This window comes from Hartmannibacter diazotrophicus, assembly GCF_900231165.1.
GTDB lineage: Bacteria > Pseudomonadota > Alphaproteobacteria > Rhizobiales > Pleomorphomonadaceae > Hartmannibacter > Hartmannibacter diazotrophicus.
This window is the reverse complement of record NZ_LT960614.1, coordinates 3299587-3319819: the sequence shown is the minus strand read 5'-3', so window position 1 is coordinate 3319819 and position 20233 is coordinate 3299587. Positions and strand designations below refer to the sequence as shown.

At 65.9% G+C, this 20233-nt stretch carries 16 protein-coding genes, 1 tRNA gene and 1 pseudogene; 2 read left to right on the top strand and 16 right to left on the bottom strand.

The window, feature by feature from the left end; translation table 11 throughout:
• Positions 1-222: 222 nt before the first annotated feature.
• The gene (locus HDIA_RS15445) at positions 223-3294 is read right to left on the bottom strand and encodes an efflux RND transporter permease subunit (RefSeq protein WP_099556966.1); all 3072 of its coding nucleotides are present in this window, start codon (positions 3292-3294) and stop codon (positions 223-225) included.
• Positions 3291-3944 (bottom strand): annotated as a pseudogene (locus tag HDIA_RS15440) (efflux RND transporter periplasmic adaptor subunit); the annotation flags it as partial. The pseudogene HDIA_RS15440 and the gene HDIA_RS15445, both read right to left, overlap by 4 nt.
• Before the next feature lie 115 nt (positions 3945-4059).
• Between HDIA_RS15440 and istA the strand changes: the two are divergent.
• Together istA and istB are read left to right on the top strand one after the other, a co-directional pair.
• Positions 4060-5592 (top strand): IS21 family transposase, encoded by a 1533-nt coding sequence (istA, locus tag HDIA_RS15435; RefSeq protein WP_099556965.1) that lies wholly within the window; start codon positions 4060-4062, stop codon positions 5590-5592.
• Entirely contained in the window at positions 5582-6376 is a 795-nt protein-coding gene (gene istB, locus HDIA_RS15430) for an IS21-like element helper ATPase IstB (protein WP_099558940.1), read from the top strand. The genes istA and istB overlap by 11 nt, the downstream gene beginning before the upstream one ends.
• A 173-nt stretch (positions 6377-6549) precedes the next feature.
• Here the strand turns inward: istB and HDIA_RS26105 are convergent, their stop codons facing one another.
• The 14 genes from HDIA_RS26105 to HDIA_RS15360 all read right to left on the bottom strand — a co-directional run bounded on the left by HDIA_RS26105 (position 6550) and on the right by HDIA_RS15360 (position 20214).
• Entirely contained in the window at positions 6550-6744 is a 195-nt protein-coding gene (locus HDIA_RS26105; RefSeq protein WP_099556964.1) for a DUF6538 domain-containing protein, read from the bottom strand.
• Between the two features lie 90 nt (positions 6745-6834).
• A tRNA-Met gene (locus HDIA_RS15420) sits at positions 6835-6911 on the bottom strand.
• Between the two features lie 174 nt (positions 6912-7085).
• Positions 7086-8399: a cobyrinic acid a,c-diamide synthase CobB gene (locus HDIA_RS15415; protein ID WP_099556963.1), complete on the bottom strand. Its 1314-nt coding sequence runs from the start codon at positions 8397-8399 to the stop codon at positions 7086-7088.
• Complete coding sequence (gene cobM, locus HDIA_RS15410; RefSeq protein ID WP_099556962.1) at positions 8396-9175, bottom strand: precorrin-4 C(11)-methyltransferase; 780 nt, start codon at positions 9173-9175, stop codon at positions 8396-8398. Before cobM ends, HDIA_RS15415 begins: the two co-directional genes overlap by 4 nt.
• The gene (locus HDIA_RS15405; RefSeq protein WP_245883887.1) at positions 9172-9579 is read right to left on the bottom strand and encodes a cobalamin biosynthesis protein; all 408 of its coding nucleotides are present in this window, start codon (positions 9577-9579) and stop codon (positions 9172-9174) included. Before HDIA_RS15405 ends, cobM begins: the two co-directional genes overlap by 4 nt.
• Positions 9572-10786, bottom strand: coding sequence for a precorrin-6y C5,15-methyltransferase (decarboxylating) subunit CbiE (gene cbiE, locus HDIA_RS15400; RefSeq protein ID WP_099556961.1), 1215 nt, complete (start codon positions 10784-10786; stop codon positions 9572-9574). Before cbiE ends, HDIA_RS15405 begins: the two co-directional genes overlap by 8 nt.
• The gene (gene cobJ / locus HDIA_RS15395) at positions 10783-11553 is read right to left on the bottom strand and encodes a precorrin-3B C(17)-methyltransferase (protein WP_099556960.1); all 771 of its coding nucleotides are present in this window, start codon (positions 11551-11553) and stop codon (positions 10783-10785) included. Before cobJ ends, cbiE begins: the two co-directional genes overlap by 4 nt.
• Positions 11550-12326 carry a precorrin-2 C(20)-methyltransferase gene (locus tag HDIA_RS15390; protein WP_099556959.1) on the bottom strand — a complete coding sequence of 259 codons (777 nt, stop codon included), beginning with the start codon at positions 12324-12326 and terminating at the stop codon, positions 11550-11552. The genes cobJ and HDIA_RS15390 overlap by 4 nt, the downstream gene beginning before the upstream one ends.
• 3 nt (positions 12327-12329) lie before the next feature.
• A complete protein-coding gene (locus tag HDIA_RS15385; protein WP_099556958.1) occupies positions 12330-13004 on the bottom strand; it encodes a precorrin-8X methylmutase in 675 nt (224 codons plus the stop codon).
• The gene (gene cobG / locus HDIA_RS15380; RefSeq protein ID WP_099556957.1) at positions 13001-14341 is read right to left on the bottom strand and encodes a precorrin-3B synthase; all 1341 of its coding nucleotides are present in this window, start codon (positions 14339-14341) and stop codon (positions 13001-13003) included. The genes HDIA_RS15385 and cobG overlap by 4 nt, the downstream gene beginning before the upstream one ends.
• On the bottom strand, positions 14338-17691 hold the full coding sequence (gene cobN, locus HDIA_RS15375) for a cobaltochelatase subunit CobN (protein ID WP_099556956.1): 3354 nt from the start codon (positions 17689-17691) through the stop codon (positions 14338-14340). The genes cobG and cobN overlap by 4 nt, the downstream gene beginning before the upstream one ends.
• Positions 17692-17984: 293 nt before the next feature.
• Positions 17985-19037 carry a cobalamin biosynthesis protein CobW gene (gene cobW / locus HDIA_RS15370; protein WP_099556955.1) on the bottom strand — a complete coding sequence of 351 codons (1053 nt, stop codon included), beginning with the start codon at positions 19035-19037 and terminating at the stop codon, positions 17985-17987.
• Positions 19034-19480, bottom strand: coding sequence for a DUF1636 family protein (locus HDIA_RS15365; RefSeq protein WP_099556954.1), 447 nt, complete (start codon positions 19478-19480; stop codon positions 19034-19036). The genes cobW and HDIA_RS15365 overlap by 4 nt, the downstream gene beginning before the upstream one ends.
• On the bottom strand, positions 19477-20214 hold the full coding sequence (locus tag HDIA_RS15360; protein WP_099556953.1) for a CbtA family protein: 738 nt from the start codon (positions 20212-20214) through the stop codon (positions 19477-19479). Before HDIA_RS15360 ends, HDIA_RS15365 begins: the two co-directional genes overlap by 4 nt.
• Between the last annotated feature and the right edge of the window lie 19 nt (positions 20215-20233).

Here is a 20233-nt window from a genome sequence, read left to right as displayed (position 1 = left end):
GTCTTTGATTTAACTCATGAAAATGAGTGGTAGCAGAGGGCGGAGACAAATCTCTAAAAACACCGAATTCGATTTTTTCGCCAATATGTTAGGCGTGTCTATGGATGCGGACAGGTTTGCCGCTTCATTCCTGGCAGGACCTGAGGGTCGGGGCAAGGGAAATAATTTCCCGAAACAGCTCGGAAACTAAGGTTTCGGTCGGAGACGCTTGCACTGTCCTCGTTATGCCGGAGACTGCTCGACGGAACTTGTCTTGGCCGACCGCTTCAGCAGCCGTTGAAAGTCGTCGACAACAGTGAAAATCACCGGGATGACGACGAGGCTGAGGACGGTCGAGGTCATTAGACCGCCAATGACGACAATCGCCATCGGTTGCTGGAAGCTCGAATCTCCACCACTGAGGCTGAGGGCCACCGGAAGCATGCCGCAACCCATTGCGACCGTTGTCATGACTATTGGCCGAACGCGTTTGTGACACGCGTCCACGAGCGCGTCGAAGCGGGACAGGCCGCTGCGCCGCGCAACGATCGCATATTCGACCAGCAGGATGGAGTTCTTCGTCACGACGCCCATCAGCATCAGGAGCCCGATGACCACCGGCATGGAGAAACTGGTGCCGGTCAGTACCAATGGCAGCAGCGCGCCACCAAGCGATAGTGGTAGCGCCATGAGGATCGTGAGCGGTTGCAGGAAGTCGCGGAACAGCAGAACCAGCACCGCATAGATGCAGAAGACGCCGACCGCCATCGCCGTGCCAAAGCTCTCGAAAAGCTCCGAGCTGCGCTCCAGTTCGCCCGCTTCGACAAGGCTTACGCCTTTCGGCAGGCTTCTTGCCGCAGGTAATGCCTGCACCTCACCGTAGACGTCGCCAAGAATACGGCCATTGAGCTCGACGGACAGGGTGACGTTGCGGGAGCGGTCGAGGCGGCTGATCTGCGTTGGACTGCCACCGACACGAATGCTTGCCACCGATCCGAGATCGACACTGCCGCGAGCGCCGGCGACGCGCAGGCCTGCGATGTCTGCAAGCGTCTTGCGGCTCTCAGGATCGAGCCTGACGCGGATGGGAAGCTGACGCTGCGACAGATCGAGTTTTGCGAGCGAGGAAGAATAATCGCCGCTGGTCGCCACACGAACAGCCTCGGAGATCGCCTCCGTCGTGACGCCCAGGGAGGCTGCGCGATCCGGATCTGGCACGATCTGAATTTCGGGAGATTGAAGCGAAGCGCTGGAGATCACGGCACCAATGCCCTGAAGCGTGCGCATCTGTTCCTCAAGCGCAGCGGCGGCTTGTTCGAGGAGATCCGGATTATCGCCGGCGAGCGTTATTTGCAGCGTTGTGCCGTTGCCGCCGTTGCCCACCTCTATTCTAACGCCGGGCAAGACGGCCAGCGCCTGGCGGATGTTGTCCTCGATCTCGGCCTGGCCGCGGCTGCGATCGCCGATCTTCTTCAAGTCGATAACGAGCGAGGCGGTCGCCGTATCGACGATGGTCGCGGAATCGATGAGATCGCCCGACGATGCACTCCCAATCGCGGAAAAAACGCTTGTCACCTCGGGCAAACGACCAATGATGCCCATCGCCCGCCGAGTCGTTGCTTCCGTCTGCGCAATTGTGCTGCCGGGTTGCAGCGTCAGGGTGACCTTCGTCTGGGACTCGTCGGAGGCTGGCAGAAAGCCGGTTTTAAGCAGTGGGATCGTCAGGAGAGAGAGGCCGAGGAACAGGCAGACGCCGAAGAAGGTTAGTTTGCGATGCCTCAGGCATGTTTGGACGAACACCATGTAGGTGCGCATGATCCGGCCATCTTTTTCCTCGACAGCCCTTGCCCTCATCAGATGGGCGGCCATCATCGGCGTCAGCAGGCGGGCGACGACCAGCGAGGCAAGAACGGCGACTGACGCGGTCACGCCGAACTGACGGAAGATCAGGCCGGGAATACCGGCCATGAATGCGGTCGGCAGGAAGACCGCGACGAGGGTCAGAGTCGTGGCGATGACGGCAAGGCCGATTTCATTCGCCGCCTCCAGCGCGGCTTTCGTCGGGTGCTTCGCCATTCGCAGGTGGCGCGCGATATTCTCGATCTCGACGATGGCGTCGTCGACCAGAATGCCGACCACCAAGGTCAGGGACAGAAGCGTCACCGTATTGAGGCTGAAGCCAGAGAGAGACATCACGAGAAAGGTCGGGATGACCGACAGTGGCAGAGCGACAGCGGCAAGCAAGGTCGCCCGCCAGTCGCGCAGGAAGAGCCAGACCACCACGACGGCGAGGATTGCTCCTTCGTAGAGCATATGCATCGAACCGGTGTAATTTTCGACGATCGGCCCAATGGTGGTGGTGGCCTTGACGATCTCCATCTCGGGATTGGTTGCGGCGAAACGCTTTATTGCCGTGTCGACGGCTGCGGCAACGCCGGTATCGGAAAAGCCATTCGCGCGGAGGACTTCGACAGCGATCACGAACTTGCCGTCAAGAAAGGCGATCGAGGAGCGGTCGGCGATACTGTCGGCGACGGTTCCGATTTCATCAAGACGAACTTTAACGCCGTTCGGCAAAGGGATTGCCAGCGTCTTCAGGTCTTCGATCGAGGATGCCGCGCCGAGAACGCGGATCGTCTGTTTGCCGCCCCCGATGTCGGCCCGGCCACCCGAGGCGTCGGTCTGCATGGACTTGAGCTGCGTGGACACCGAGGCGGCGCTAAGGCCGATCGACCGCATCAGTCGAGGGTCGAGATCAACATGCACTTCCCTGTCGACGCCACCGATCCGGTTGACGCCGCCAACACCCGGAACCGCGAGCAGCGCCTTCGTGACGTCGTTGTCGACGATCCAGGAAAGTTCCGTCTCGTCGAGGCTGGACGAGCGCATCGCATAGGTCACGAGCGCCGAACCCTGGACCGTCTTCCTCGTCACGCTCGGCGTCAGCATTCCGACCGGAAGATCGCCGGCGGCGCTGTCGACGGCATTGCGTACTTCGTTCAGAGCCTCCGCGCTGTCTTTTCCAAGCTCAAACGACACATTGAGAGCGACGGTGCCATCCGTGATCGTCGTCGTCATGTGTTCGAGACGGTCCAGCGAGGCAAGCCGATCTTCGATCTTGCGCGCCACTTCCGTTTCGAGTTGGGCTGGCGCTGCTCCTTCGAGGACGGCGCTGACCTGAACTGTCGGCAGGTCCATGTCGGGAAAGTTCTGAATGGCCAGCCGATTGAAAGCGATGAGCCCGCCGGCGGTCAGAAGCACGAACAGCAGGATGGCGGGAACCGGATTTCGGATGGAGAGGGCGGAAAAGTTCATTGGGCGTCGCCCTCCAACCGAACGAGTGCGCCGCTTGAAAGAAACGCGCCTCCGGTGGTCACGACATTCGCCGACGCGTCGAGATCGGAAAGGATCTCGACCTCGTCGCTGTTTCGGCGGCCGGTCTCCACCCGCACGCGCTTGACGTGCCGGTCGGCCTCGACGGTGAAGACGTAGGTCATGCCATCGCGCATCACGAGCGCCGTCTGCGGTACGGTCAGTGCTGTGGTAACTGCAAGCTCAATCTCACCGGTGACGTAGAGACCGGACGGCGGATGAACGGATGCCGGCAGCGCGACATAGACCATCACCCGGCCCGTATTGGTGCTCACCGTCGGCCCGACGAGCCGGACCGTTCCATCGATCAGCATTCCGCCATCGCCAACCACCTTCGCGGGCATGCCTGTCCGAATGCAGGCCAGATAACGCGCGGGCACCTCTGCCTGCCATTCCACCCGACGCTGACGGAGGAGGCGGAACAGCTCTGAGCCGGAAGAAACGACCGTGCCAAGCTGGACCGAGCGGGTGGTAATCAATCCGTCGTCGGGGGCGACGATCGTCGTCTGATTGAGCCTTATCTTCTGGCTTTCGACGGATGCTTCGGCGGATTCGAACTCTGCGAGGGCGGTCTTTTCCGCAATCAGATATTCATTTGTTGATTTCCACCCAGAACTGAGCCGGGAAGCGACGTAGTTTCCACTGAGATTTGAGCCATGTGAACCTTCCCCTGAAGCGGTGAGCGACGGGGGTAACGGAGTGATCCACATGGGACTTTTGAACCTCATCCGGCGCATGTACCTGCGGGAGAACCTGTCGATCCGCGAGATCGCGCGGCGCACCGGGCTGTCGCGGAACACGATTGCCAAGCACCTTGCGGCGGGCACGATCGAGCCGAAGTTCGCGACGCCGGACCGGCCGGGCAAGCTTGACCCTTTCGCGGAGAGGCTGGCGGGCTGGCTAAAGACTGAGGCGGCAAGACCGCGCAAGCAGCGGCGAACGTTGAAGCAGATGCACGCCGATCTCGTCGTGCTCGGCTTCACCGGCTCCTACAACCGGGTCGCTGCCTTTGCCCGGTCATGGCAGGCCGATCGGCAGCGCGAACAGCAGACGGCGGGGCGCGGTACCTTCGTTCCGCTGGCCTTCCGCCCGGGTGAGGCCTTCCAGTTCGACTGGAGCGAGGACTACGCGGCGCTGGGCGGTGAGCGCACCAAACTGCAGGTCGCCCACATCAAGCTCGCGCACAGCCGGGCCTTCCTGCTTCGCGCCTATCTTCTCCAGACCCACGAGATGCTGTTCGACGCGCACTGGCATGGGTTCCGGGTCTTCGGCGGTGTGCCCGGGCGCGGCATCTACGACAACATGAAGACGGCGGTCGATCGCGTCGGCAGGGGCAAGGAGCGGCAGGTCAACATCCGCTTCCTCGCCATGACGAACCACTACGTCTTCGAGCCCGAGTTCTGCAATCCTGCAGCCGGCTGGGAGAAGGGCCAGGTCGAGAAGAACGTTCGGGATTCCCGGCACCAGATCTTGCAGGCGATGCCGGGCTTCCCCGACCTGTCCGCGCTGAATGCCTGGCTCGAACAGCGCTGTCAGGACCTGTGGCGCGAGACGGCACATGGCACGCTGCCCGGCTCGATCGCCGATGTCTGGGCCGAGGAGCGGACTGCGCTGATGCCGTTGCCAGTCGCCTTCGACGGCTTCGTCGAACTGGGCAAACGTGTCTCGCCCACCTGCCTGATCAGCTTCGAGCGCAATCGCTACAGCGTTCCGTCCTCATTTGCCAACCGCCCCGTCAGCCTGCGGGTCTATCCGGACCGGCTGGTCTTGGCGGCCGAGGGCAACGTTCTGTGCGAACATGCCCGTGTCATCCAGCGTGGTCATCACCTGCCGCCGCGCACGATCTACGACTGGCGGCATTACCTGGCCGTCATCCAGCGCAAGCCCGGAGCTCTTCGGAACGGCGCGCCCTTCGCGGACCTGCCGCCCGCCTTCAGGCAGTTGCAGGATCACATGGTGCGAAGGACCGGTGGTGATCGCGAGATGGTCGATATCCTCGCCCTCGTGCTGCACCATGACGAACAGGCGGTGCTCACCGCCGTGGAACTGGCCTTGGTGGAGGGCGTGCCGACCAAGACCCATGTGCTGAACATCCTGCACCGGCTGGTCGACGGCAAGATGACCGGCGGTCCCGATCTCGACACTCCCGAGGCGCTGGTCCTGCACCGCGAGCCCGAGGCCAATGTCGACCGCTACGACGGTCTTCGTGCCCGGAGTGCCGGAGGCCGCCATGCGTCATGATCCCGCCAGTGCCGCCATCGTCATCATGCTCCGCAGCCTGAAGCTGCACGGCATGGCGCAGGCCGTCACCGATCTGGCCGAACAGGGGGCGCCGGCCTTCGAGACCGCCCTGCCGACACTGTCCCAGCTCCTGAAGGCCGAGATGGCCGAACGCGAAGTCCGCTCGATTGCCTATCACATGAAGGCAGCCAGGTTCCCCGCCTACAAGGACCTATCCGGCTTCGACTTCGCCGCCAGCGAGATCAACGAGGCCACCCTGCGACAGCTGCACAAATGCGAGTTCATCGACGGCGCCCAGAACATCGTCCTCATCGGTGGCCCGGGCACCGGCAAAACCCATGCCGCAACGGCCCTGGGGGTGCAAGCCATCGAACATCACCGCCGGAAGGTCCGCTTCTTCTCCACCATCGAGCTGGTCAACGCCCTCGAGCAGGAAAAGACCAAAGGCAAGGCGGGTCAGATCGCCGAAAGCCTGACAAGGCTCGACCTGGTCATCCTGGACGAGCTCGGCTACCTGCCGTTCAGCGCCTCCGGCGGCGCGCTGCTCTTCCATCTCCTGAGCAAGCTCTACGAGCGCACCAGCGTCATCATCACCACGAACCTCAGCTTCAGCGAATGGGCGACCGTCTTCGGCGATGCCAAGATGACAACCGCGCTGCTCGACCGCTTGACCCACCGCTGCCACATCATCGAGACCGGAAACGACAGCTTCCGCTTCAAGGCAAGCTCAGCTGCCGCAACCCGAAAGAGGAAGGAAAGCGCACATGCCTTGACCCAAGCCTGAACCCAAATCCATAGTCAGAGGTGGCTCACTTCTCGATGGAAATCCCGGCTCAGTTCTGGGTGGAAATCAACAGCCTATCGTTTCTCACGACGGCAATGCCTCTCCCAGGCGACCGGCAAACAAAGCTGCCAGCCGTCTTCAGATCGTAGCCAGTCGGCTTTCGCCCAGTTTGGCTAGTCGAGGGCGTCGTTCATCCGGTGAAACCAACTGAGGACGTCTGTGAGGCGGAGCTTCGCCTCTTTGTAGCAGGTGGTCTTTAACGAAGAGCGATACTGCTCTTTGCCGAACAAGGCGGCGACGCTTCGGGAAAAACGAATCTGGAGGCAATAGCGGCCCTCGCGCCGCTGGAGGTAAGATGCTCTCGCCATGGGTCTCTGCGTACATGTGTGTGAGACATGTCCAACACATGTGACGAAAAGAAATTCGGCGAAGTCTCTGATTTAACTCATGAAAATGAGTGGTAGCAGAGGGCGGAATTGAACCGCCGACCTACGGGTTATGAGTCCGTCGCTCTAACCAACTGAGCTACTCTGCTACATGCCTGACACGGTGCGAAACCGTGTGCGGACGTTCATCCGCGTCAAGCGCCGCCGATATAAAGAGCGGGCAGGGGTCCTGTCAAGCGAGGGATCGGGGTTTTTAGTCGTCGTCCGGTTCAAGGGCCGGAGCGCGAGGGCGGCGGCCACTGTTTCGGGGTGCCGAACGGGCGTCAATTCTTTGCAATGGCGTGGAAAAACGAGCCGGAAACAAGCCCCCGGCGGCTGCCGTCCGGGGCTGGCGGATTGCCGTAGGCATCGCTCACCATCGACAAGGGTTCGTCGCTGCCGCGCGAGACGATGGTCGCGTAATGGAATTCATGGCCGTTGAGGCGCGCACCGGCCTTGCCGAGCACGCCATCGGCGAGGAGTTCGACCCGGCGATAGCCAAGATGCATCCGCCGCTTTGCAAAGCTCGTCTCAAGGTCCAGCAGTCCGGCCATGTCGTGGGCGCGGCCGTCGGCATCGGTCAGCGTGTGTCCCAGCACCATGTAGCCGCCGCATTCGCCGTGGACGGGGCGGGTTTCGGCAAAGCGCTTCAGCCCCGTCTTGAAACCTGTAGCGGCGGCGAGGGTTTCGCCGTGCAGTTCCGGGTAGCCGCCGGGCAACCAGCAGGCGTCGCAGTCGTCCGGCGGCGGTTCGTCGGCAAGGGGCGAGAAGGGGCGAATCTCGGCGCCCATCGCCTGCCAGCCGGCAACAAGATGCGGATAGATGAAGGAAAAGGCGGCGTCATGGGCGAGTGCGATGCGCCGGCCGGGCGGCGAGATCAGGCTGGCTGGATCGCCTGCGGCAAGACGTCCTGCGGTGGCGGCAGCCTTGATGCGGTCGAGGTCGACGTTGGCGGTCACGAAATCGGCCATCGCGTCGAGGCGGGCCTCTAGATCGGCCGATTCGCCGGCCTGGACGAGGCCGAGGTGGCGCTCGGGCAGCGAGACCGACGTATCACGCGGCAGAGCGCCGAAGACAGGCACGCCGAGGGCCTCGATGGCATTGCGCACGAGACGGACGTGGCGCTCCGAGCCGCAACGGTTCAGCACGACACCGGCGATCCTGAGGGCCGGGTCATAGGTCATCGCGCCCTTGACGATGGCGGCCGCCGACTGGGACTGGCCTGAGACGTCATGAACGAGCAGCACCGGCAGGCCGAGGCTGACGGCGATATCGGACGAGGCGCCGCTGCGGCCTTCGGGGGCCGGCACGCCGTCGAAGAGCCCCATCAGCGCCTCGCCGATGACGAGGTCGGCGCCGGCCGTGTTCTCGGCGAAGAGATGGCGGCGCAGTTCCGGCGCCATCGCCCAGCCGTCGAGGTTGACGCTGTCGCGGCCCGTTGCTGCCCGGTGGAAGGCCGGATCGATATAGTCCGGGCCGCATTTGAAGGGGGCGACCCGAACGCCTCGCCGCGCAAAGGCCCGCATCAGGCCGAGCGACAGCGTCGTCTTGCCGCTTCCCGACTTCATCGCGGCGATGAGGAAGCCCGGCGGCGTCACGAATCATCTCCGGCGCGGCGGTCGCGGCCCCGGAAGCGGCGCTGGTAGTCGGCGTCGTAGAGCGCGCTGGTGCCGAAATCCTCGGCACCGAGGGCCGGGCCGACGAGAATCAGCGCCGTGCGCTCGATCGGGTCGGCGGCGACGAGGTCGGCGATGGTGGCGAGCGTTCCCCTGATCACCTTCTCGTCCGGCCAGGAGGCGCGGTAGACGACGGCGACGGGGCAATCCGCACCGAAGAAGGGGGCAAGCTCCGCGACGACCTTGTCGAGGACGTGGATCGACAGGTGCACGGCGAGCGTTGCGCCGGTGGCGGCAAAGGCGGCCAGCGTCTCGCCCTCGGGCATCGCCGAGGCGCGGCCGGACGTCCGGGTCAGCACCAGCGACTGGGCAAGGCCGGGCAATGTGAGCTCGCGCTTGAGCGTTGCGGCGGCGGCGGCGAAGGCGGGCACGCCGGGCGTCACGTCATAGGGGATCGCAAGTTCGTCGAGGCGGCGCAGCTGCTCGCCCATGGCGCTCCAGACCGACAGGTCGCCGGAATGAAGGCGGGCGACGTCCCGTCCCGCCGCATGGGCGGCGGCAATCTCGGCGATGATCTCGTCGAGGGACATCGGTGCGGTGTCGACGATGCGGGCGCCGGGCGGGCAATGCTCCAGCAGCGCCTTCGGCACCAGCGAGCCGGCATAGAGACAAACCGGCGAGGCGGCGATCAGGTCGCGTCCACGAAGGGTGATGAGGTCCGGCGCGCCGGGGCCGGCGCCGATGAAATGCACCGTCATGCCGGGCCATCCGAAATGGCGATGGCGCAGGTGACGCCGTTTTCGATGAGGCGGGGGACGATAAGGCGCGAGGCCGGTCCGGCCCCGGCCAGCGCGGCGCATTCGGCGACGGAGGGCACGCCGAAGAGGGCGACGACGCGCTCGGACCGCGTCACGGCACGCTCGGCGACGGCTTCCAGATCCGTCTCGGGAAGATGCACCAGCGCTAGCCCCAATGCGGCGGCTGCCTGCGAGATGGCGATTTCGGCGAGCTTAGCACGGCTGGTGAAAAGGGCGACGGGCGCCGCCTCGTGACCGGCGCGGGTCAGCGCGGTCCGGACGAGGGCAACGATGGTGCTTGGCGCGACGCCGGACCGGCAACCAATGCCGATAGCGAGGATCGGGGCGGTCAATGTCTCACTCAAGCGGCTTCTCCCAGACCCATTGCGTGACCGCCATCGCGGGCTTCAGCGCCGTGAATCCGCCGACAGGGCCGGCGCGCGAGACCTGAATCTGCATCAGATCTCCGCCATGGCGGCGATAGCAGACGGTCAGGAAGCTCTGAGTTTCCAGCGTCACGGCATTGACGACAAGGCGGCCGCCGGGCTTCAGGGCGCTTCTTGCTGCCTCAAGACAGGCGGGCGCGCCGCCGCCGATGAAGATGGCATCGGGCGCGGGCAGGTCCTTCAGGGCGTCCGGGGCAGCGCCGGTCTCGACCCTGAGGTCCCGCACGCCGAAGTCGGCGGCGTTGCGGAGGATGCGGGCGGCGCGCTCGGCGTCCTGCTCGATGGCGACGGCGGTGAGCGACGGATCGGCCAGCATCCATTCGATGGCAATGGATCCGGAGCCGGCGCCGATATCCCACAGCAACTCGCCGTGGCGTGGCGCAAGGGTCGAGAGCGTGACCGCCCGGATTTCCCGCTTGGTGATCTGGCCGTCGTTTTCAAAAAGGGTGTCGGCAAGCCCGGGCGTGAAGGGCTGGATGCGCGCTTTCGAGCCGGTCCGGACCTCAAGGGCGATGGTGTTGAGCGGGTCGATGTCCGCGATATCGAAACCCGACGCGAAGCTGTCGCGGATCCGCTCCTTCGGGCCGCCCATCCTTTCGAGCACGGTGATGCGGCTGGCGCCGAAGCCGCGCTGGACGAGGCTTTTGGCCAGTATTCCCGGTGTCGTCTCGTCCCAGGAAAGCGCGAAGATGCGCGCGCCATTGTGGAGGTGGGGATAGATGCGCTCCAGCGCGCGGCCGTGCAGCGAGATGCGCCGCACATCCTGACCGGCCCAGCCGAGGCGGCTCGCCGCGAGGGCATAGGCGGAGGGCGCGGGCAGGCTGAGGATTTCCGTCGGCGGCACCTGCTCGACCAGCAGCGAACCGACGCCATGAAAGAAGGGGTCGCCCGTCGCCAGCACGACGACCTTTTTGCCTCGCTTCTCCCAGATGCGCGGAAAGGCATGATTGAGCGGCGAGGGCCATGGCATCGTCTCGGCCTTCACCGGCCCGACAAGCTCCAGATGTCGCTTGCCGCCGACGATGAACTCCGCCTCGTCGATGGCCTTTCGGGCGATGGGCGAAAGCCCCTCGAGGCCGTCCTCGCCGAGGCCGACGAGGGTGAGCCAGCGGCCGGCGTCGCTCATCCCGCCATCTCCACCGAACGGGGCGTCAGCATGAGGCGCTGTCCGCCCTTGTCCACGAAGCGGGTGAGCGAGGAGCCGATGACGACCAGCGTCGACATGTCGGCAAGGCCCGGATCGGCCTCGCCGAGCGTCGTCAGCGTCAGGTGCTCGTCCGTGCGTCCGACGGCTCGGGCAAAAGCGACGGGCGTGGTCGCGGCCTTCAACCGTCGCAGAAGGCGAAAAGCGTCATGGATGCCGTCCGGGCGGGCCTTGGAGGCGGGGTTGTAGAAGGCCATGACGAAATCACCCTCGGACGCGGCGCGGAGACGTTTCTCGATCACGGCCCAGGGCTTCAGGTTGTCGGAGAGCGAGATGGCGCAGAAGTCGCCGCCGAGCGGTGCGCCGAGGCGGGCGGCGGCGGCCTGCATCGCGGAAATGCCGGGAAGCACCGAAAAGCCGTAGTCGATCGGGACCGGGTCCGCGTCGATGGCTTCGATGACGGCGGCGGCCATGGCGAAGACACCGGGATCGCCTCCGGACACAACGGCAACATGGCGCCCGGCGCGGGCAAGGTCGATCGCCTGCCGGGCGCGATCCAGCTCGACGCGGTTGTCGCTGGCGTGGCGAATCTGGCCCGGCTTTTCCGGGCAGCGGGCGACATAAGGAATATAGCCGACGAGGTCCGTCGCCTCGGCCACGGCGCTGGCGGCTTCCGGCGTCAGCCAGGCATCCGGGCCGGGGCCGAGGCCGACGACCTTGAGGCTTCCGGCAGGCTTCTGGTCGCTCACGGCCGGCGACCCTCGCCGGGAATGAGGATCATGGAGAAATAGGGGGCCTTGTCGTCGGTCTTGGCGATGAGCGGGACGATGGTCTCGCCCGCCATGGTGCCGCGCTCGACGTAGATCGCGCGCTCAAGAAGGCCGGCTGCGCGGATGGCCTCGCGCACCTTCGGAAAGTTGCTGCCGAGCTTCATGATCACGGCGGCATCTGTCTGGCGAAGGCGCTCGGTCAGTGCCTCAAGGTCGAGCGTTCCGGGAAGAACGGTGAGGATGTCGTCGCCCCAGGTCATCGGCTGTCCAGCTGCGGCCCAGCAGCCGGACATGCCGGAAACGCCCGCCGTGATCGACACCTCGAAACGGTCCTTCAGCCGGGTGAAGAGATGCATGAAGGAGCCGTAAAACATCGGGTCGCCCTCGCAGACGAGCGCGACGTCCTGGCCGCCGGCAAGCTTTTCCGCGATGCGCTCGGCGGCCTCGGCATAGAAACCGGAGAGCGCCGAGACGTAGCCGTCATCGGCAAAGTGGATCTCGGTGGTGACGGGGTAGAGGAGCGGCATCTCCTCGGTCCCCTCGGCGATCCATTGGTCGACGATGGCGCGGGCGTTGCCGCGCCGGCCGGCCTTGGCGAAATAGGCCAGCACCGGCGAGGACTGGATGAGACGCACCGCACGGACAGTCAGGAGTTCGGGATCGCCGGGGCCGAGGCCGACGCCATGCAGCGTGCCGGCGACGACGGTGCCGGTGCGGGCCTTTTCGAGCGCGGGGGAAGAGGGATCGAGCATCGCCTATTCCTTCTCGCTCGCCAGGGCGTTGACGGTTGCTGCCGCCATGGCGCTGCCGCCCTTGCGGCCGCGCACGACAAGAGAGGGCACCCGGCCGTCGGCGATCAGCGCCTCCTTCGATTCCGCCGCGCCGACGAAGCCGACTGGCATGCCGATGACGGCGGCGGGAAGCGGCATGCCGTCGTCAAACATCTCCAGGAGACGGAAAAGAGCGGTCGGTGCGTTGCCGATGACGACAAGGCTGCCGGCGATATGCTCGCGCCAGAGTTCCATCGCCGCGGCGGAACGGGTGGTGCCCATGCGGGCCGCAAGCTCGGGAACGCGCGGATCGTCGAGGGTGCAGATGACCTCGTTGCCGGCCGGAAGGCGGGTGCGGGTCACGCCGTTCGCGACCATCTTGGCATCGCAGAGGATGGGCCGGCCGGCGACAAGCGCCGCTCGGCCAGCCTCGGCCGCACCTTGAGAAAAGGCGATGTCGGGCGCGACCTCGACCATGCCGCAGGCGTGGATGATGCGGACGGCCGCCTTTTCCTCCCAGCCGGAAAAGCGTGCAAGATCGGCTTCGGCGCGGATGATCGAAAAGGACTGGCGATAGATCGCGGCGCCGTCGCGCTCATAGGTTTCGCGCGTAACGGGCGTCCTCGTGCTCGTTGCCTGTTCGCCGGTGTGGGCGTTCATCGTTCTTCTTTCCCCGATGCCGCGATGTCCCTCAGGCATCCTTCGATGTCGTCGATAGCAAGAGCGCGCCGTGTCGGCAAATCATCCGTTCGCCCGTCCACGACGAGATCGAAGCGTCCGGCCCGGCCGACGAGGGTGACGGGCGCCGCCTTCGGATGCGCGCAGCCTTTCGGGCAGCCGCTGACATGAAGGGTGAGCCCGAGGCTTTTTGCGAGCGGAGCCAGACGGCTGGCCGCCTCGCGCGTCTCGATCTCGGCGGAAGAGCAGTCCGGCGCTCCGGGGCAGGCGGCAACGCAAAGACGTGGATCGTCGGGCGACGTGATGAGGCCGGCGCTCGAAAGGGCGGGCAGGGCATCGGCGCCGGTGGCCGGCAGCAGCAGCGCGCGCCAGGGCGTCAGACGGATATCCGTCGCGGTAACATCGGCAATGACCTTCATCTGTGCCGACGTCAGGCGACCGAAGGGGGCGCCAACGCCGAGAAAATCGGTGCGGGCGCCGATGACGTTCGGTCCAGAGCCGGTGTTGGGTGGTGTCGCACTGTGTTGGCTTGAGCCGTTCTGAATTACCGGAGAGCCGAACAGGCCCGAATGCTTGCTGGCGGCCTCGACGATGGCCTCCAGGCCGACCGCCGACACAAGCCCGGCCATCCGCCTTGGCATCGGGCCGAGCGCTTGCCTCAGCGACAGGAAGGCGTGCGCAAGGGCGAGGGCAGCGGAAACGGCATCGGATGGGCGAACGAGCCCGACAGCGCTGGCTGTTCGTGCATCGCCGCCGATCGCAAGCTCGACCAATGGCGCGTCGTCGCCGCCGACACCCTTCAGGCGGATGTCGCAGGCAATGTCGTCGAGCGGCAGGCTTCCGCCGTCGTCGACCAGAAAGCCGAATTTACCCGGAAGCTCGTGCAGATGGGGCGCGGCGACCAGCGCATCTTCCAGCGCGCGCACCAGCGACAGGCCATCGATCAGGGCGCTTGGGTCGCAACCGCTAAGCGGTGAGCCGATGACGTTGCGCACCGCCTCGCTGGCGGCGTCAGCATCGAGAAGGCCGAGGGCGCGAAGAGCGTCGTGCAGTCCGGGCAGCGTTTCTTCCGAAACGCCGCGGATCTGCAGATTGGACCGGGCGCTGAGATCGACGAGGCCGTTGCCGAAGCGTTGGGCGAGAATGGCCACTTCGGCAAAAAGGCCGCGCGGGTAAATGCCGCCCGTCCGGCGCAGGCGCACGATCAGGCCATCGCCGCTTTGCATCGGCCGTAGCGCGCCGGGGCACCAGCCCTTGGTTCGGGAGAGCACTCCCTTCACATGGGAGTGGTCACTGGTCGGATGCAGGACGGTGCTCATCGCGTGGCCTCCAGCATTTCGGCCAGATCTGCGGCGATGGAATTGCGGCGGGTCAGCCAGAGACCGCGCCGCTGGGCTTCGTCGAAGGCACGCGCAGCGGAGCGGGCAGCGTCCGGATTTGCCTCCTGCATGAAGCCGCGTACCACCTCGTCGCCAAGGGTCGCCGCGTAGAGACGATCGAACTGGCCGGACTCCACCTCGCCGGATGTCGCGGCGAGGGCATAGAGATTGCCGATCGTCTCGGCGATTTCCGCCGCGCCCCGGTGGCCGTGGCGCATCTGGCCGGCGAGCCAGCGCGGGTTGGTGGCACGGCCCCGCACGACCCGGGCGACTTCTTCCCGCAGGGTGTGGACGTTCGAGGCGTCCGCGCGCGTGGCGTCGACATGGTAGAAGGCGGGCGCCGCGCCGAGATGCTTGGCCGCCGCCGCAAAACCGCCCTCATGCTCGGCGAAGGCGTCGGCGTCGAGAATGTCCTGGCCGGCGAGATCCTGCACGTGGACGAAGGCGTCGGCCCCGGCAATGCGGCCGGCGAGGGCATCTGGCCTCGTCTTGCCGTCATGACCGGCACCATAGGCATGGCCGCTGGCGCTGAGATAGTCACCCGCCAGTTCGTCGCGCGAGGTCCAGTCGCCGGTGACGATGCGCCGCCCGAAACCGATGCCATAGGCGCCGGGGGCGGCCCCGAAGATGCGCGGTTCAGCGGCAGAGGCAATGAGCGGGTTCTGGTCCTCGCCCTCGTCGGTCCGTTCGGCGACGGCGCGGACGGCTGCGTCGAAGAGGGCGATCTGCGTTTCGAAGACATCGCGGAAGAGGCCAGAAATTCGGAGCGTCACGTCCACGCGCGGACGGCCGAGCGTGGCAAGCGGGATGACCTCGAAGCCGCCGACGCGGGCGGAGGCGGCATCCCACGTCGGACGGACGCCGAGGAGGGCGAAGGCCTGTCCGAGATCGTCGCCGCCGGTGCGCATCGAGGCGCTGCCCCAGAGATCGATGACGATGCGCCGCGGCCAGTCGCCATGGTCCTGAAGATAGCGGGCGATCACCGCGTCGGCGGTGCGCTTGCCGATCTCGCAGGCGGTGCGGGTCGGCACCTGACGCGGATCGACGGTGTAGAGATTGCGGCCGGTCGGCAGCACGTCGAGCCGGCCGCGCGAGGGCGCTCCGGCGGGGCCTGGCCGCACGAAACGGCCGGAGAGGGCTGCTATCAAGGCGTCGCGTTCGGCGTTTGCCGAGGCCGATAGCCGGTTGGCGATGTCGTCCGCCTCAAGGCCGCTGCCGGCGCGGATGGCGGCTACGGTCTCCGCAAGCTGCTCCGGCTCCGGCGCGCGCCCGAAAACGTGCAGCCCGTCGCCGATGCGCATGTCCTTGATGTCGCAAATCCACGCGTCGAGCCTGGTCAGCGCCTCCTCGCGGGTGAGGTCGCCCACAAGGCCGCAGTCCTCGGCAAGTCCACTCTCGCGCGCCCTGTCCAGAATGACGTCGGCAAGCTGCTCGGCGCGGCGGCGGTCCATGGTCTGGGCGTTGGCGAATTCGTCGAGCAGACCCTCGATCTCCTCCGTCGCGCCATGGAGCCCGGCTTTGCGGAGCGGCGGAGTCAGGTGCCCGATGGTCAGGCCCGCAATGCGGCGCTTGGCCTGCGCGGCTTCGCCGGGGTTGTTGACGATGAAGGGATAGATGACCGGCAGCGAGCCTGTGAGCACGCGCGGGGCACAGGTCTCGGACAGCGCCACGGCCTTGCCCGGCAGCCACTCCAGCGTGCCGTGGGTGCCGAGATGGATCATCGCATCGGCGCGGAAGGCCTTCGCGAGCCAGAGATAGAAGGCGATATAGCCGTGGCTCGGCGGCAGGTTCGGGTCGTGATAGTCGTTGGCGCGGCTATCGCGGCTGCCTCGATCCGGCTGGACCGCGATGGCGAGATTGCCGGCTTCGAGCACCTTGAGGACAAAGGCATCCTCATCGACGGCAGGGTCGGTCGCTGACTCGCCCCAGGCGGCGGCAACGGCCTGCCTGAAGGCATCGGGAAGCCGGGCGAAGGCGACGCGATAGTCTTCCAGCGAGAACCGGACGATGGATGCGCTTTCGAGAGCGCGGATGAGAGATTGCGCGTCGGGCAGGTCTGCGATCGCATAGCCCGCCGCGCGCAGGTCATCAGCGATGGCGGCAATGCTGGCCGGCCCGTCGAGGCCGACCGCGTAGGCCGTGCGGCCTCCCTTGGCCGGATAGTCGGAGAGAACCAGCGCGATACGTCGCTCCGAGGTTGGCTGGCGGCGAAGGCCTGTCCAGCGCTTGGCCAGTTCGCTGGCATGGGCGATGGATGCATCGTCCGGACTGTGGACTGCGCGCGCGAATTCAAGTGTTTCGGACCGTTCGGCCCGGTCCTTGAACGAGATGGCGCCGGCAACGAGGCGACCATCAACCTCCGGCAGCACGACGTTCATGGCGAAATCGGCCGCGCCAAGGCCGCGTGAACTGTCCTGCCACGCCTCGCGATAGGTGGCGGCGAGCGCGACCTGGATGACCGGCGCGTCGGCCCGATCGAGCACCGTTCCCTCGTGGCCAAGCTTGGCGGAAAAGGCGGTGGTGTTGAGGATCACGTCCGGGCGATGCGCCTCAATCCATTGGCCGAGCGGTTCGACGACGTCCAGGGCCTTGAGGCTTGTTACATAGACGGCCGTCACGTTGAAGCCGTCCACCGAAAGGCGCTGGCCAAGTGCTGCGATGGGGGCCGTATCGGCGGCGGCGAGCAGCGAGCGATAGAAGACGATGAGTGCCCGAGGCGCTCCGGGGCCGTGTTCCTCGGGGCAGAATTCATTGGCGATGCCGAAGGAGGGCAGGGCCTGCGGCTCAGTCCAGGCGGCATCGCGGCCGAGACGTTCGGAAAGCCAGCCGAGCGCCGAGCGGGCATTCTCCGGGCCTCCGGCCTGAAACCAGCTCCAGAGGCGGCGCAGATCCGGCCCGGCCAGCGTGGAGGCTTCGTCGAGGCGCGGGTCCTCCATGTGGTCGCCCGGCACGACGGCAAGATCGAGGCCCAGGCTTCTCGCGGCGCGGGCCAGTTCCTCGATGCCGTAGCGCCAGTAGTCCATGCCACCGAGACAGCGGATCAGCACGAAGCGGGCCTTCGCGGCGACCTTTTCGAGATAGAGGTCCACCGAATAGGGATGGCGCAGGTCGGCAAGTTTGGCGAGGCGAAGCGAGGGCGCGTCCGGCCCTGCAGCCTCATGGGCGGCGGCCATCAGCGCCAGATCGGAATCGGAAAAGGACAGGAAGACGATCTCGCCCGCGCTCTGGCCGAGATCCACCGCCTGGACGGTGTCGTCCAGCGAGCGGATATCGGTGGCGAGGATGTGCATCGACTTTTCTATCCTGAGTGAACCGGCTTCCTGCGATCTGCCGGCTGTTTTCTTTCTATTCCAGCTACGAATGTCATGGTCGGCGAAGGCAGACCACCCACGCAAATCAATCCTGCCTCCGGAACAACCAAAGCTATCTGGCTCGATCCCATTCTGCCGACGGACGTGGATGGTCCGCCTTCGCGGACCATGACCACTATGTCTGTGCCGCCCGCTGGGTTCCCGCTTTCGCGGGAATGACGACAAGAACAAGGAGTGGGTCCTTGGCCAGCAACCCAGTCGAGGCTAACTCCTTATGCCGCCTTTGCCGTCAGACCGGCCAGAGCGCGCTCGATCGCGGCGCGGTCGAGGCCCTTTTCGCCGATGACGACGAGGCGGCTGGCGCGCTTTTCACCCGGCGTCCAGGGCCGGTCGAACTGATGGCGGAAGCGATTGCCGACGCCCTGCACGAGCAGACGCATCGGCTTGCCCTTCACCTCGACGAAGCCCTTGATTCGCAGGATGTCATGCGCTTCGGTGAGGCTTGCGAGGGACGCGACAAGCGCCTCGGGATTGTCCGTCGCCTCGATCGCGACGGCGAAGCTCTCGAAGTCGTCGTGGTCGTGCTCTTCCTCGGTGTCGTGGTGCGACGGCCGGTTGGCGAGATCGTCCTCGGCGGCGGCGGAGAGGCCGAGCAGCACTTCGGCTGCGACCTTGCCCTCGCTCGCTTCGACGACCTTCACCGCACGCGGAATGGCGGCCGTGATCTCGCCGGAAACGGTGCGGCGCTCGTCGTCCGAAAGCAGATCGGTCTTGTTCAGGATTACGAGGTCGGCGCAGAGCAACTGGTCTTCGTAGACCTCCTCCAGCGGATTGTCGTGATCGACGCTCTCGTCCCCGGCGCGCTGGGCCTGGACCGCCTCAGGGTCATCGGCGAAGCGGCCGGCGGCGACGGCTGCGCCGTCAACCACGGCGACGACGCCGTCGACCGTCAGGCGCGAGCGCACCGTCGGCCAGTCGAAGGCCTTCACGAGTGGCTTGGGCAGCGCGAGGCCGCTGGTCTCGACGATGATGTGTTCGGGCGGATTGGGATTGGAAAGAAGCGCCTCGATCGCCGGGATGAAATCGTCGGCGACGGTGCAGCAGAGGCAGCCGTTGGCGAGCTCGACGATATTCTCCTCCGTGCAGCTCTCGATGCCGCAGCTTCTCAGGATATCGCCGTCGACGCCGATGTCGCCGAACTCGTTGACGATGAGGGCGAGCCGCCGGCCGTTGGCCGTTTCGAGGATGTTGCGGATCAGGGTCGTCTTGCCCGCGCCGAGAAAGCCGGTGACGATGGTGACGGGGGTCTTTGCGAGCGTGCTCATGAGGCGGCTGCCTCCTTGTTCCTGATCGTTGAATTCGGCGTTGCGGCGGCCGGCCTGGCGCGGCCCGGCAAGGGCGGCATGCGCGCGACGACGCCCTTGCGGAAGGAGACCGGGCGCTCGCGCCAGGGGATGATGCCGTTGCCGGAGGCAAGATAGGCGCGGGTGGCCGCCTCGATTTCGTCGAGATTGGCCTCCGCGGTCAGGTCGCCGACGAGATAGGTCCAGAATCCGTCGCCCGAGAGGGCGACGGTAGCGGGGCGCTTGCAGACGGCGAGGCAATCCACGGCTTCGACACGGATCGCCGGTTCGTCGGCAAGGCGGGCTTCCATTGCGGCATGGATGGCCTCGCCCGGATGGTCGAACAGCGTTTCGGTCTCGTCCAGCGTTCGCCGGCAACTGGTGCAGACGAAAAGCGTCACCTCGGCCTTGTCGTTGCCGCTCATGCCCGGGCCTCGGAGGCCTGCCCGCCGGAAAGGCGCACCCAGACGTATCCGACCGACGCGCCGATCGAGAGCCACATGATCGCGGCAAGGCCGAGCGACATGGCGACGAATCTCGCAGCCAGTTCCGCCGGAACGGCGGTTTCACCATCTGGAGGGAGCGGCGCACCGACAATGTGGGGCAGGGCGATCAGCACAGCACCGGCGGCCTTTGCGGCCCAATGGTCGACGCGGGCGATGAGATAAAGGCCGACCATGGTGGCGACGACCGTGGCAATCCACCAGACCTGGCGGTCTTCGAGCGCCGCGGCAAGGGAGCCGGGCAACTCCGGCGAAAGGCCCAGCGCCGGCGCGAGATTGATCGCAAAGAAGGCTGCGACGCCCCAACCGAGGGCGGTTTTCGTCGTCACGGTCTCACCGGCGGCGACCATCGCGGCGGTCAGCATGAGAGCGAAGCCGATGGTGGTCGCAAGGGTTGCGATCATGGTGACGGTGGTGCGCTGGAGTCCGTCTTCCGGCTGCCAGGCCTCCGCGTCGTGGTGATGAGCCGGGGTCGCGTCCTGATCGCCGGTGGTCGCTTTCTGCGCCGCGTGGTCGTGGGCGGCAGGCGTTTCGGCGGTCTCGTAGACCTCGGCCTTCAGGATGAGCGGCGTGGTGGTGACGGTCTGGAGGAGGGCGACGAAGGCCCCGGAAATGAGGCCGGCAAGAAGCCCGACCCAGAGAATGCGCGTGAGCATGGTTCCCGATCCTGAAATT

Excerpts from the sequence above, each read along its gene's own strand:
- cobG (WP_099556957.1), bottom strand. The coding sequence starts at position 14,341 with ATGAGCACCGTCCTGCATCCGACCAGTGACCACTCCCATGTGAAGGGA.
- istB (WP_099558940.1), top strand. The coding sequence starts at position 5,582 with ATGCGTCATGATCCCGCCAGTGCCGCCATCGTCATCATGCTCCGCAGC.
- HDIA_RS15390 (WP_099556959.1), bottom strand. The coding sequence starts at position 12,326 with ATGCTCGATCCCTCTTCCCCCGCGCTCGAAAAGGCCCGCACCGGCACC.
- istA (WP_099556965.1), top strand. The coding sequence starts at position 4,060 with ATGGGACTTTTGAACCTCATCCGGCGCATGTACCTGCGGGAGAACCTG.
- cbiE (WP_099556961.1), bottom strand. The coding sequence starts at position 10,786 with ATGAGCGACGCCGGCCGCTGGCTCACCCTCGTCGGCCTCGGCGAGGAC.
- HDIA_RS15360 (WP_099556953.1), bottom strand. The coding sequence starts at position 20,214 with ATGCTCACGCGCATTCTCTGGGTCGGGCTTCTTGCCGGCCTCATTTCC.
- HDIA_RS15385 (WP_099556958.1), bottom strand. The coding sequence starts at position 13,004 with ATGAACGCCCACACCGGCGAACAGGCAACGAGCACGAGGACGCCCGTT.
- cobM (WP_099556962.1), bottom strand. The coding sequence starts at position 9,175 with ATGACGGTGCATTTCATCGGCGCCGGCCCCGGCGCGCCGGACCTCATC.
- HDIA_RS15445 (WP_099556966.1), bottom strand. The coding sequence starts at position 3,294 with ATGAACTTTTCCGCCCTCTCCATCCGAAATCCGGTTCCCGCCATCCTG.
- cobW (WP_099556955.1), bottom strand. The coding sequence starts at position 19,037 with ATGAGCACGCTCGCAAAGACCCCCGTCACCATCGTCACCGGCTTTCTC.
- cobN (WP_099556956.1), bottom strand. The coding sequence starts at position 17,691 with ATGCACATCCTCGCCACCGATATCCGCTCGCTGGACGACACCGTCCAG.
- HDIA_RS26105 (WP_099556964.1), bottom strand. The coding sequence starts at position 6,744 with ATGGCGAGAGCATCTTACCTCCAGCGGCGCGAGGGCCGCTATTGCCTC.
- HDIA_RS15365 (WP_099556954.1), bottom strand. The coding sequence starts at position 19,480 with ATGAGCGGCAACGACAAGGCCGAGGTGACGCTTTTCGTCTGCACCAGT.